General features: G+C 40.3%; 14 protein-coding genes and 1 pseudogene. 8 read left to right on the forward strand and 7 right to left on the reverse strand.

Annotation, left to right across the window (positions count from 1 at the left end):
- Positions 1 to 77: 77 nt before the first annotated feature.
- Positions 78 to 454: pseudogene (locus ICL16_RS09410) on the forward strand (AAA family ATPase); the annotation flags it as partial.
- A 78-nt stretch (positions 455 to 532) separates the two neighbouring features.
- Here ICL16_RS09410 and ICL16_RS09415 read toward each other — a convergent pair.
- On the reverse strand, positions 533 to 1,030 hold the full coding sequence (locus tag ICL16_RS09415; protein ID WP_190826646.1) for a MarR family winged helix-turn-helix transcriptional regulator: 498 nt from the start codon (positions 1,028 to 1,030) through the stop codon (positions 533 to 535).
- Positions 1,031 to 1,258: 228 nt separating this feature from the next.
- Between ICL16_RS09415 and ICL16_RS09420 the strand changes: the two genes are divergently transcribed.
- The 5 genes from ICL16_RS09420 (at position 1,259) to ICL16_RS09440 (ending at position 4,976) form a co-directional block, all read left to right on the forward strand.
- Positions 1,259 to 1,699: a VOC family protein gene (locus ICL16_RS09420; RefSeq protein ID WP_190826648.1), complete on the forward strand. Its 441-nt coding sequence runs from the start codon at positions 1,259 to 1,261 to the stop codon at positions 1,697 to 1,699.
- A gap of 49 nt (positions 1,700 to 1,748) precedes the next feature.
- Complete coding sequence (locus ICL16_RS09425; RefSeq protein ID WP_190826650.1) at positions 1,749 to 2,093, forward strand: hypothetical protein; 345 nt, start codon at positions 1,749 to 1,751, stop codon at positions 2,091 to 2,093.
- A 43-nt stretch (positions 2,094 to 2,136) separates the two neighbouring features.
- Complete coding sequence (locus ICL16_RS09430; RefSeq protein ID WP_190826652.1) at positions 2,137 to 3,285, forward strand: AAA family ATPase; 1,149 nt, start codon at positions 2,137 to 2,139, stop codon at positions 3,283 to 3,285.
- Positions 3,282 to 3,890, forward strand: coding sequence for a DUF4276 family protein (locus ICL16_RS09435; RefSeq protein WP_190826654.1), 609 nt, complete (start codon positions 3,282 to 3,284; stop codon positions 3,888 to 3,890). The genes ICL16_RS09430 and ICL16_RS09435 overlap by 4 nt, the downstream gene beginning before the upstream one ends.
- Positions 3,891 to 4,241: 351 nt before the next feature.
- The gene (locus ICL16_RS09440; RefSeq protein ID WP_190826657.1) at positions 4,242 to 4,976 is read left to right on the forward strand and encodes a class I SAM-dependent methyltransferase; all 735 of its coding nucleotides are present in this window, start codon (positions 4,242 to 4,244) and stop codon (positions 4,974 to 4,976) included.
- Between the two features lie 68 nt (positions 4,977 to 5,044).
- Here the strand turns inward: ICL16_RS09440 and ICL16_RS09445 are convergent, their stop codons facing one another.
- Positions 5,045 to 5,620, reverse strand: a complete 576-nt coding sequence (locus ICL16_RS09445) for a Uma2 family endonuclease (protein WP_190826659.1) — start codon at positions 5,618 to 5,620, stop codon at positions 5,045 to 5,047.
- A 149-nt stretch (positions 5,621 to 5,769) separates the two neighbouring features.
- On the opposite strand from ICL16_RS09445, the gene ICL16_RS09450 reads away from it, so the two are divergent.
- Positions 5,770 to 5,991: a hypothetical protein gene (locus ICL16_RS09450; RefSeq protein WP_238360684.1), complete on the forward strand. Its 222-nt coding sequence runs from the start codon at positions 5,770 to 5,772 to the stop codon at positions 5,989 to 5,991.
- A 133-nt stretch (positions 5,992 to 6,124) separates the two neighbouring features.
- Positions 6,125 to 6,319 carry a hypothetical protein gene (locus tag ICL16_RS09455; RefSeq protein ID WP_190826660.1) on the forward strand — a complete coding sequence of 65 codons (195 nt, stop codon included), beginning with the start codon at positions 6,125 to 6,127 and terminating at the stop codon, positions 6,317 to 6,319.
- 136 nt (positions 6,320 to 6,455) lie between these two features.
- Here the strand turns inward: ICL16_RS09455 and ICL16_RS09460 are convergent, their stop codons facing one another.
- From ICL16_RS09460 to ICL16_RS09480, 5 genes are all read right to left on the reverse strand, one after another.
- Positions 6,456 to 6,674: a hypothetical protein gene (locus ICL16_RS09460; protein WP_190826663.1), complete on the reverse strand. Its 219-nt coding sequence runs from the start codon at positions 6,672 to 6,674 to the stop codon at positions 6,456 to 6,458.
- A gap of 170 nt (positions 6,675 to 6,844) precedes the next feature.
- A complete protein-coding gene (locus ICL16_RS09465) occupies positions 6,845 to 9,343 on the reverse strand; it encodes an AAA-like domain-containing protein (RefSeq protein ID WP_190826665.1) in 2,499 nt (832 codons plus the stop codon).
- 3 nt (positions 9,344 to 9,346) lie between these two features.
- Complete coding sequence (locus ICL16_RS09470) at positions 9,347 to 10,351, reverse strand: AAA-like domain-containing protein (protein ID WP_190826667.1); 1,005 nt, start codon at positions 10,349 to 10,351, stop codon at positions 9,347 to 9,349.
- A complete protein-coding gene (locus ICL16_RS09475; protein WP_190826669.1) occupies positions 10,270 to 10,974 on the reverse strand; it encodes a CHAT domain-containing protein in 705 nt (234 codons plus the stop codon). Before ICL16_RS09475 ends, ICL16_RS09470 begins: the two co-directional genes overlap by 82 nt.
- 99 nt (positions 10,975 to 11,073) lie before the next feature.
- Complete coding sequence (locus ICL16_RS09480) at positions 11,074 to 13,032, reverse strand: Hsp70 family protein (protein WP_190826671.1); 1,959 nt, start codon at positions 13,030 to 13,032, stop codon at positions 11,074 to 11,076.
- Positions 13,033 to 13,034 lie beyond the last annotated feature (2 nt).

Genomic DNA, 13,034 nt, shown 5'->3' on the forward strand with positions numbered 1-13,034 from the left:
CACAGCAAGAAATAAGGATTGTTGAGAAGAGTATGAATAGCAAGCCCACGTAAGTAATTTGGATAAGACATAGTATTATTGTAGAAGATACACTAAAGGCTGCTTTTCCTGATTTTGAGCGCTTAGGGTTTCCTCCAGTAGCAGCAGGAACTTTGGCAATGACTTGGAAGGACAAAAATTTCTCGCGTCCCCTTTATATGCATCAACTATCTGAGGGTACTTTGCGGTTTTTATGGTTAGTAACACTTCTGCAAAGTCCAGATTTAACTAAGGTAACTTTAATAGATGAACCAGAAGTAAGTTTGCACCTAGAATTATTGCAACTACTTGCTGATATCATGCGAGAAGCTTCCATAATTATCAGCTAATTGTGGCAACTCATTCAGATAGATTAATCAGATTTTTACAACCAAAGGAAGTGCTAGTTTGTGATGCTGAAGATGGACTAACCACTAAACACAGATAAATTTGTACTTGAGCAGACTAGGAAACGCTATAGAAGTTTTTATTCCCCCTTACCTGAAAACCAGTTTTAGTCCTCTTCTAGCCCTGTCAGTAGCTTAAGTAGCAGCAAATAAAGTTGCTCCTGTTCCTGCTCATTTAGACCAGAAAGCAACTGGCGCTCATTCTCCACATGTTGCGGAATCAGTTCATCGATGAGGTCATATCCCTTCTGAGTCAGACGTACTAACCAACATCGTCGATCGCTCATGGCATCATACCGCTCAACTAAACCCCGTGCTTCCAAACGATCAACGCGATTGGTGATGGAAGCTGGTGTAACCAGAACAAATTGAGCTAATTGAGAAAGAGTCATCCCCTGCGGCGGCGAAGAACGGCGTAGGGTTGCGAGGACTCCAAACGTTGCCGTGTTTAAGTCATACCGGGCAAAGAGCTTTTCAGTTGCCTTGGAGAGTTCTAAGGCGGAACGAAGCACTGCCAGCACTCGCACCATCGGGCGTGGATCGATTTCTGGTCGCGTCACTTTCCAGTCGAGCGCTACTTGTCTAATCGTATCTGCTTTGTTCATCTTTAACGAGTGAGTTACCTACGACTGAGTGACCAAGAACTGTTCAACCGCCTAAAAACAACACTCTAGCAACTTAAGAGCGTGAGTAGAGCGACGAGTTCAACCATTGATATTTTAGCGCTAAATATTAACTTATTTGTAATTTAGACACTAAATAGTTTAACGCCTAAAGATTTAAAGCTATAATTTGAGAAACAACAGTAGCTATTCTTGAAGAGGCTATATTCCATGACCCAGAAGCAAACCGTCAATAGGATTGTTGAATCCGTGTTATATGTCGAGGACTTGGCACACTCAGTCGAGTTCTATCAAGACTTATTCGGATTTGAGAAAGAGATTATGGATGAGATGATCTGTGTACTCCGGATACCCAATCAACAAGCCCTCATCCTGTTCCCCAAAAGCATCGCGCAGGAACCTGGTCGGGCAACGTCTCCCGTCGGTACGGTATTCGGGGTGATTCCTCCTCATGGTGGGAGTGGTCGCTTGCACGTAGCATTCTCAATTGCGGCGTCTGACCTTGAGTTGTGGGAACAACGACTGGCTTCAAAAGGTATCCCAATCAACAGCAAGGTTCATTGGAAACGGGGTGGTTGGAGCCTGTATTTCCGAGATCCGGATGAACACCTCCTTGAATTGATCACTCCGGGTCTGTGGACATTCTATTGATGGTGACACGCGAAACCCAAAGAAGGAAAGCGGGTGTTGGGTTTACCAAGTGGATCAACCTACAGTATTCATCAATGTCGATTTACTGGGACATAACGAATCACAGCGTCCAGAAGGAGAATTTGGCAGTGCTTTGCGCTTTCTTGAGACGCTTGCTCCAGCTCCAACAGTGCTCAATATTTACTCGCCAACGCAAATAAAGAATCTTTATTCCCAACCTGATGACACCAAGTATTTTGAAGCACAACAAGTTTTTGCAAACAAACACCACTGGTATCACATTTATAGATCGAGTGCCAAGAGCCATTTGCCTTCTGTCGAAGTCACCCAGGAAGTAGCGGACGCAATTGAAAGCTTTCTTTCCGGTTCTTCTGAGGAAGGTAAGAATGGGTAGATAATCAAAAGTAGTAGTTACAGCTGTTTGCAAGCAGTACATTATGAGTCTGTTTCAACGTATTGGTATTGAAGGATATCGCCGCTTATATAATGTGGAAATAGAAATGCGACGATTAACTGTGATGATTGGTGCTAATAGTGTAGGCAAAACTTCCCTTTTGGAAATTTTTTTACTACTAGCAGCATCAGCGAAAGGGCAGTTAGAGTCAAAGATTTCAGAACTGAGTGGTCTGAGTGAAATCATGACACGCGATACAGCAAATAGTATAGCGTTTTCATTATCAATGAGCGTTCCTGACGGGGAAGCGTTGAATTACTACCTCAAACTTGTTCCCAAAGGACAGTTTTACGAAATTGCTTTGGAAACCCTGACGCAGCAGCGCGACATCAACGCTTCTCAATCTTTCAAGTATATTGACTCTCGTGGTTTTGATGTAAAATATTCAACTCCACAGCAATACGGACTAATCCGTCCTAACTGGGAACACAATCCCTATGAAACTTCCCTGTCTCAAGTACCAAAGATGTACCGGGAACCAGAGAATTTTCGCAAACAATTGGGTTCATGTACATTTTACGGAGCATTGAATGTTGCACCTAAAAGTCCAGTTCGCTTACCTCAATCAATGCGTCCAGCAACATTACCTGGTGCTAATGGAGAAGATTTGGTGTCCTGCCTATATTATCTCAGAGAAACCGATCCAGAGCGATTTGAAATTATAGAAGATACTTTGAGGGCTGCTTTTCCAGATTTTGAACGGTTAGGGTTTCCTCCAGTAGCAGCAGGAACTTTGGCAATGACTTGGAAGGACAAAAATTTCTCGCATCCTCTTTATATGCATCAACTATCTGAGGGTACTTTGCGGTTTTTGTGGTTAGTAACACTTTTGCATAGTCCAGATTTAACTACGGTGACTTTAATAGATGAACCAGAAGTAAGTTTGCACCCTGAATTATTGCAACTACTTGCCGATGTAATGCGAGAAGCTTCTAAAAATACTCAGTTAATTGTGGCTACTCATTCAGATAGATTAATCCGATTTTTACAACCACAAGAAGTGCTAGTTTGTGATGCTGAAGATGGACTAACCACTATGACTTGGGCTGACTCTTTGGATTTAGAAAAATGGCTAGAAGATTATAGCTTAGATCAGCTTTGGGCAATGAACTTAATTGGTGGTCGTTCATGAAAATTGCTGTTCTGGTTGAGGGCGCTACGGAAAAAGCTTTTAAGCCAATTTTAGAAGATTTTCTCAAGCAGCGCTTGCAACAACAGATGCCTAAACTTAAGTTTATACCTTATGATGGTCGCATTCCCAAAGCAGAAAAACTCAAGCGTATTGTTGAAAATTTGCTCAGTGGGAGAGATGCTTATGATGCTGTAATCGCACTAACAGATGTCTATACGGGAACAAATGATTTTGCAGATGCTGCCGATGCCAAAGCTAAAATGACAGATTGGGTAGGGAACAATTTTAAGTTTTATCCCCATGCAGCGCAGCATGATTTTGAAGCTTGGCTGTTACCTTATTGGTCAACAATTCAAAGATTAGCTAAGCATAATAAGTCAGCACCTGGAGGTTTACCTGAGCAAGTCAATCACAATAATCCACCATCATATCGTATTCGAGAAATCTTTGAAATAGGTAAATGTAAACGCAGTTACAGTAAAGTTCGTGATGCAGCAACTATCTTGAGAGGAAATAATTTGATGGATGCAGTAAACTTGTGTCCTGAATTAAAGGCATTTTTGAATACAATTCTGTCTCTTTGTGAGGTAGATTTGCTCCTATAGCTAGGCATTTTATGTGCTAATGTTCATTACTGTAATTTTTATGAGGGTACTTTGCGATTTTTGTTGGCATGGGTGAGTTTTTGTGGCAGGAGGCTTTAAACTCAAGGGGCGATCGCAGACCTTAGTCAAGCTATACGGTTAGATCCCAACTATAGTAGAGCATACTCCGAAAGAGCTATGATTGGAATAGCGATCGCACATAATAATTCGTAAATTGGGGAGAACACTTGCGGCTATAAACGAAGTTAAGCAGTGGCACATCTTCTCCCTATGTTTTTAAACCACTATTAAATACAAATGTTGGTTTGTCAGCGTGAAAGGCTACATTAAAGGAAAAACAATAATTGCAATATGAAAGAGTGGTACAAAGAAGACCTTGCGTATATCCATGATGTCGGTTTTAGTGATTACGCTCTCAAATCTGCTCCTGGGATACTGTCCATCCTGAATCTCAACGAAATACGAGATGGTTTAGTAGTAGACTTGGGTTGTGGAAGCGGATTATCGGCGCAAGAACTAACGAGAGCTTCATATCGTGTTCTCGGAATCGATATCTCTGAGCCATTAATTGAAATTGCCCGCACAAGAGTACCAGAGGCTGAGTTTCGAGTCGGTTCGTTTTTCAAAGCCGACATTCCGCCGTGTCGTGCCGTCATATCTATTGGTGAATGTTTGAACTACCTGTTCGATCCAGACTACGATCGCCAAACCCTGGTTCAGCTTTTCTACCGCATATACAACATGTTAACTTTTGGAGGTGTGTTCATCTTCGACATTGCAGAACCGGGACAGATTACACCGGGCAGCACAACTAAGAGTTTTATGGAAGGAGAGAATTGGTTAGTACTTGTTGAAAAGGAGGAAAATCAAGAGCAGGGGATATTGACTCGCCGAATTATCACTTTTCGCAAAATAGGAGAACATTACAGACGGGATGATGAAGTACACCAGCAGCAGTTGTACAAAGCAACGGATATTGCACAAGAACTTCATCAAGTTGGTTTCCAAGTTCAGATCGTGCGTAGTTATGGTTCGTACAATCTACCGAAAGCTCATGCAGCATTCATTGCGCGTAAACCAGTATGAGGTTGTCATTTAGTGAGGGCTGGATGCCTTCATTCAATATAGTCGAGGATGAGTGGGAGGAATGTTCTTTACCAAACAGAGGTTAAGTTTAAAACAAATCCCGGTAGTACATCTTCTCCTGATAAAGTATTTGGATGATCTAATACTTCGACATCTTGACCTTGCCTGTATATCTCGACTTTGCGGTTTTTGCGGTCAATTAGCCACCCCAAACGGGCTTGATTTTCCATGTATTCTCTCATCTTTGCCCGTAAGGTTTCCATGCTATCAGAGGGAGAACGCAGTTCCACAACGAAGTCTGGGCAGATAGGAGCAAAACCTTCTTTTTCTTTCTCTGTGAGTGCTTGCCATCGTTCTAATTTAACCCAAGAAGCATCAGGGGAGCGATCGGCTCCATTTGGTAAGTGAAATCCCGTAGAAGAGTTAAACGCCACGCCCAGCTTAGTTTGACGGTTCCACAACCACAGTTGTCCTTCGATATCTAAGTTACGGTAGCCCGTATCGCTTCCAGTAGGGGGCATGACGATTAATTCTCCTGTAGCAGTTCTCTCTAGCCTTAAGTCACGGTTAACAGTGGCAAGTTCGATGAACTGCTCGTGACTGACTTTGAATGTTGTGGGAATTGTGATGGTAGGGTTAAGCATACGGTCTACTTGTGTAGAGCTGGTTCTCAGATCTAGTATGACTTAATAGTTTGACAACAAGTTGGTCTGTTCTCGTACATGGACTTACAATTTGAGTGGGATGACCACAAAGCAAGCCACAATCTTAAAAAGCAAAGAGCGCAAAGACTATGAAGAATACACAGGCTTCTGACTCCTACAACAACGGAGAAGATGACTTGCTTCCAGAATACAATTTTGATTATCGTAAAGCCCGTCCTAACTATTTTGCTACTCAAAAAGATAAACCTTCTGTAATAGTTACTTTAGATCCAGATGTCGAAGATTGTATTCACCACGTCAGAAGCAGTAAACAATGCGCTTCGTACCATACTATCGGCAATTCCGAATAATGCATTGGAATAGCGATCGCACATGATAGTTCATAAATTAGGAAGAACACTTGCGGCTATAAACGTTGAGCAGTAGCACATATTCTCCCTATGTTTTCAAACAGCTATTAAATAAAAAGGAAGGATTGTCAGCGTGAAAGGCTACATTAAAGGAAAAACAATCATTTTAGAAGATAAATTACCGGATGATTTAAATGAGGGAGAACAAGTAGAAGTGATTGTCATCCCATTGAAAAAGAAGTACAATTTCCCTACGTTTCAATTGGGTGTCAAAGACGAATACTTAACAAGAGAAAAAATTTATGAGCGCGAGCAGGATATTTTTTGACAAATTTTATGGTTGCATTCAGTCAGAGCAATAGCTATCTCCCGTTTTCTTTTTGTTTCTTGATTATCAGGGATATTCAATAAAATATACAGCTATATATTTGAATCTAAAAAATATAATTTAGAGTTCATTACTATTAACGCTCGTGCGCTTCTTCTCGTGTCATAGGAGTAAATTCTCTAACTTCTATCGGCTGATTAATTAACCGTGATATTATCTTTGTTTCTGTAATTTTTTTCTTTTTAAGAACAGTGACTTGAACCATATTTCCATTACTAAATTCTTGCTTGTATTGTTCCGGTATTTTTATTCTGCCTTCTTCGATGCTGGTGGTAAAGGTAATTGTTGACATCATCAACCTTCTCTTTCATGCATGTGTAAGCGTAACGTAATGGCTTCAATTATAACAACCGTTTTTCGATAATTGACGGATAGTGCCAGGTATCGAAAATCGCCAAATGCTTATGAATTCGTAGAAAGTGCTTTTGTAAAAATATTGTTACAACCAACTGGAACGCTTATATGTTACAGTTGGCAACGAGTCGCACGGTCAGAGATCAAAACTACTAACATCCATCCATCCCCAAAGGTAGGTATAGGTAGGTGTCCCTCCACCGCTCCCATCGAAAAATTCAGTTCGCTATAGCGCCGCCACCCGGACTCGCCTCGCACTTCTTTTGCCTCTAGAGAATCTCGTTCTTCATTATACCACCCCACGATGGTCGCAAAACGTTGGTATTCTTGCTCAGAAATATTCTTCAAATCGCGAATTCCCAATTCTTGGGTAAGAATCTTTTTTTGCACGCTGAAACCAAAACGCCCTTGACTATTTTCTACCCAATACTGGTCAATTCTTCTCAAGTCTGAGCAAGAGAACTTATTGATAGATTCTTTATCAAAGTATTCCTCGTTTTCTCGCCTCGCAATGTATAACATTAGAGATGCTGTTTTTTCATGAGCTTGCTTCAACTGTTTATTTTTTAGTAAGTTTGCTAACTCGTTATAAAAGTGTTCTTTTAAAGAATCTTCTACTTCGTGCTTGAGCGACGAGTTCTCGTTATTGTTATTAGAAAGTAAATCGATAAACTCTCTATGAAGAGCCTCTACAACTTCTTTTGATAAAATTTTTTTATCTATGGGTATATTTTCATTAAAGGGAGGGCTAATGATGGAAGTTTTCTTTTTCAAGTCTTTTAAAGAATTAAAAGCTTTTTTGTATGAATTGATTGCCTCAGTATTTTCCTGCTTCTCCTTTTGGAAATTACTTTGAGTTTTATAGGTTAAAATCTGAATCTGTAGGCTTTCATCAGAATTCTCATTTTTTAATTTTACGTTTTTCAAGGAATTCTCAACTTCTTGTTTCCAATTTGGCTCTTTAAGTTTTAAATAAGCATAAGCCATTCCTGTATGTAGAATGTCTTGTTTTAAATTGTCATCTTGAATGTTAACAGATTGACCTGCTTGTGAAAGTAATTCTTTAGCTTCGTCATAAAAACCTTTATCTTTAAGTTTTCCTGCTAATTCAGCGAGTTTCCCAACGTTTTGAAGATATTGCTGAGTTGTGATAAGTTGCTTGCCGGAACGATATGCTAGAACTCCTAAAGTTCCTGCTATTGACAAAGTCACAGCTAAAACAATCCCACCGATACGCATTCGTTGTTGTGCTTTCTTATTTGCCTCACTTAGTACCAAATTCCTTTTCTCTACTGCTTCTCTATCCTTCCTCTCACGTTCCAATTGAGCTTCTTTTTCTAATATCGCGATCGCTTCTTCTTTCTCCTTAGCTTGACTAGCTGCCAAAAACTCCCTATCCTGATAATTTAAGCTTTTATCACACGCCCATGAGAGCGCATCCTGTAACGCCTTTCCTCGCAACAATCGGGATTCGTCCTTACTACCAGAAGCAACCCAAAACCGCAAATTCTCAGAATATGGACGTAAATTCCTCAACTGAGTTTCAATCCAATTCTGGTCAAATATTTCCCTATAAATATGATTGTAAACTCTTAACTTATTTTGCTGTCTTACAACTAACCCTGAAAGTTGTAATTCGCTTTGTTCTAGAGTGTCATCTGCTGGAACTTCAGCTTTCTCCTCCCGACGGATATGTTGATATAATTCTAGTAAATACCCTGCCCGTTGCTCGTCTCTGAGAATTCTGTCACGAATCGTTCTTAAATGCTCTGGTTCATCAAGAGATTCCCAATTTTCTATAATGCGCGATCGCACAACCTGCTCAACAGAACGGAGATTTTCTTGCTCAGATTCCTCAACCATAAACTGACACAATTTCTGAGTCAGAAAAGGTTGTCCCCCAGTCCATTCTAAAATGTCCTGCATCACAGCATGAGGGTGAGAATATTTCCCACGCAACCCCTTTTCTAATGGCTCGACTTCTTCTAATTGAAACCCCTTGAGACTGATAGCTTTCCCAATATTAAAAGGAGTCCGTTTTTTATCTGCAATCAAATTGCTTGGTGATGCCACTCCCAACAAACAAAATGTGAGGCGATTGTATTCAGGATTATCAACACGCAGATTGTAACAAGAACGGATAAATGCAAAGAAGTCATCAGTGGGAAAGTTGAGACTGAGAACACTATCAATTTCATCTATAAAAATAACAATATTTTCTTGAATTTCTGCAAGCAGTATCTTTTCTATAAAATTCCCAAATCGCCACAAAGATGAATTAAGAAGGTTCTTCTCCCACCAAGATGGAAAATCGATATCCAAGTCAAAGCTATCAATGAGCTTAACAATTAAATCCGCGTACCAATTTTCCTGTGTCGCACTTTGGATACTGACAGAAGATAAATCAATAGATGCACACACCACGCCTGCATCTGTTAGTCGGCTCATTGTTCTCACACGCAAACTAGACTTTCCACTTTGTCTAGAGTTCAGCACATAACAAAACTTAAGATCTGTAAGTAATTCATACAACTCATCGTCGGCTGAGCGCTTCACGTAAGTGCTGGCATTTTCGGGTAAGCTTCCAGAAAAGATATATTCATCAAACATAACTTACTCCAAACGTGCCGAGAAGTACTGACGGTATAAATCGCAGCTAGGAATGCAATCATTACGATTAATTTTAACTAACCCTAGACTGTGCAATTTGAATGTAATTTTAGGATTAAACTGCACGGGTTCATTCGTCATTACCACTTGCTTATATGCCGCCTCTAGCTCCGAATCATCTTGCAAGCATTCTAATTGTTCTCGTAAGTGGTAGCTAAAGATTCCCTCTTCTGTTGGTGCAAGGGTTAGTAGTTCCTCTAAGGATATTTCTTGACTTTTGAGATTAGCTAGAGCTTCCTGCACTAAATAAGGATGCCCTCCAACCATCTCCATTAGCTGGCTTACCCCATCTTCTCCTAACTGTTTGTCTATTCCATAAAGCCGAGCCATTTCTTTTACCTGTTGCTGTTCAAAGTAGGGTAATTCAATAGCTAACCCAACATTAAATGGTGAGCGATTGGTATCCAATGTGGGATAAACTTCTGTAGAATTAACCACCACTAACCGCAATTTCTGCCAAATTTTACCCATTCTGTCTCCTTGTTTGGCAGTTTCATACCAACTCCGCAAGAGCAAGCAGAATTCGGAGAAAATATTTTCGTATTTAAATAACCGCTCGAAATTATCTAGAGCCAAGACTAAGGGACTATCAATATTTGATAATAAATATTTTTGAAAATAACGGGTACAGCTTGTATTAACTCCCATACTATCTTGCCAGTAGTCGGATAATTTGGGTTCAAATTCTAAAATATCTGAAACATCAACGCACAACCATTGTAAAAAAGTTTTTAAATCTGCTAATACAGAATTATCGGCAAGTTTCAAATCTAATTTAGCTATTCTATAACCCTGCTGTCTAGAATAATCCAGCAACTTCTCTAACAGTAACGTTTTTCCCATTTTCTGCGGTGCTTTAATCCGAATTAACGCACCAGAACGTAAAATTGCCTTGTAGCATTTCTCCTCAATGGGAGGTCGCTCAACATATATTGTAGTTGGTTCCACTGTAGAATTGTCAGATGGTAGGGGCATAGAAGCTGACCAACTTTTCGTGTCAAAACTGGTATCGACCCGCTTGCTAGATCTTCCATTTGAATGGCAACCAAACCTTCCTCATAAGCTCTTGTCACCACATCATCAAGGTTATTTAAATTGTCGTATCCTAACCCATCATAAAACCCTACAGCAAAGGCAATGGCTGCTTTATCGCCAATGGGTTGGTTCATGCCAATAGCATAATTAATGTGTTGGCTAATCTCACGAGCGGGTTTTTCTGAATAACAGGCATTGAGGACTACACAGTTGACATATTCTGCGTGTAACTTAAACAATGCCGCCAGTCCCTGTGGTGGTACGGGTTTATGGTTGCCCCCATCATCTTCTAAAACTAAACAACCGTCTGGTGTACCGTGACCGCAAAAATGGACAATGAAGGGACATTCTTGTGCGATCGCCCTACGAATATCCTGTGGACGTACAGCGGTTCTGATTCTCATCTCGAATTGTTCTCGCCGGATTGCCCTTCGGATCGCGTCCTCAATTTCCCGAATTTCCTTATCCAAACGCAGCCCGTCTGGAATCGCTGTCAAAATTAAGATTTTGCGCTGTTGATCTGTGTTACCATTCATTCTTAATCTGGATTTGTGGAAATGGAGGTTGACTCAATCAAGCTACAACTCCTCTATGTTCTCATAGATGCCAGTTAAATCAACTTATGCAGCTAAACCTCACGCAATCAACAACCGAGCTTTATCAGCTTGTTCTTGCACGGTTTCCTTGAGCCACTCACTAATAGCTTTTCCCAGCTTAATAGCGATTGTGGGATCTTTGGTTAAAGTCTCTTGAATTTTTTGCTGCAACTGTGGTTTCTGCTGATACGCTAGTTCGTCAATTTTCTCATTTGGCACAAATTTGCGTATCCAGCCAGGTATATCTATATCCTTCACCAACGATTCACCTACAAAGTAAGCTACGATCCCCAGAATAGGTGCAATTATTCCCGCAAAAATTAGGATATGAAATAATCCTGCTAAAACAACGCCTACAATTAAAGCCACAAGGTGTCCCACAAATATAGAAAGTCCGGTAAAATCACTCAAGGATATTTCTGTGGGAACCTTACCCGTGCGATCGCTCAACTCAATAGTTTTACTCCCAATTGTACCCAGTGGTAAACCATACTTACTACAGATAGAATCTGTTTTTTCCCTCACCTCATTCTGAACTTTTGACAACCACTCAACCAAACACCCAGTCATTTTCTCATTAGCATCACTTCCCGTTAACCAAGCTTTGGCGAGTTGCTCGATTTCCGACTCCAGATTGGAAAGCGTGATAATCTTCCGATTTCGCCAAGATTGCACACTAGGCTTAATTACCTCATCTACCAAACCATTTGCCAGTGCCTCTGCTAATTTCTCCAAAAACTCAGGTATGTGATTCCCAACAATACCTGTCAATTCTCTGTCTAGGAATTGACTAATTTCTTCCATAAACCAGCCCGTGCGAATATACACCCGTCCCCAACGTGCCAATCCTCTAGCAATAGAAAGTTCAGGTTCTCCATCTCTTTTGCAAGGTAAATTCGGAAATACCTCTTGGCATATTTCCGGCACAAAACCCATTTTAGAAGCACTACCTGTAAGGAGGATAGCACTAGGTTGAATACCTTGCTGCTCTAACTTTTGTTTTGTCACCTGCAATTGATCGTCAAAAGCATCACGCCAACTTTTGTTACCTAGTTCTGGCAGAGACTGGTTAATGATGGCATTCATAATTTTGCCATTAACTAGGGGCAAAAACTTAAATTTTCTTTGAATATCTTCACTTCCAACATTTACAAGATTATCCTCGTAAGTATCTTGATAGTTAAAATACTCTTCTTTAGCTTTACGACAGCGGAGTTCACAGCGATTTTTGTATAACGGGCTTTGCGCAAAAATCTTCTCTAGCTGCTCAATTTCTTCTAATTGCAAAATTTCTTCATCTTTAAGCAATTCTCCCAGTCGTAAAATCTCTTCATGTCCCTCTCGATATTGTCGATAACATTCAAGAGTTTTCTTGAGAATTGCTTTATCAATTAAGGATGCACCCAAGTCATAGCCAAAATCTATTGGGGTATCAGACATACCTTTGACGAGGGTGTAATCTGTGGTGGACGAACCAATATCAATTACCAGTACAGAATTTTGTAATTCTTCTATGGTGAATATGCCACTTTCTTTAGCGTGCATCAAAGCAGCGCGAGATTCTTTGACTACGCGAAGATTTGGCAAGCAATCTTCAGAAAGAATTTGTTTGTAAGTCTCAATTTCTTCTTGCCACCATCCTGATGGACAACCGATGAAAAAGTAATTGTTATCTTCTAACTGGATTTGGTTTGTCTCTATTAAATGTTTGTAGATGGTATTAACAAAATCTTTGAGATTTTTTTTGTATACTGTATCATCAAATTTTCTTGTTTTAAAGGCTATTTCAAAGATAGCAGCATCGGGCATCTGATACGCCATTTCCCCGATGATAGTTCCTCTTTGCGGATGATGGGCGATGGCGGTAGTTTGGCTTTTTCTGTTATTGATTAGCAGGCTTTGAGGTGTATCTTGGTTGTTTGCTCGTACCCAGGTAAGAGCGGTTTCTCCGTGTCCTAAATCGAATCCGATGATTTTAATATCTTGGTAATTATACATTT

This window comes from Iningainema tapete BLCC-T55 (assembly GCF_014698965.1).
Taxonomy (GTDB): Bacteria; Cyanobacteriota; Cyanobacteriia; order Cyanobacteriales; family Nostocaceae; genus Iningainema; species Iningainema tapete.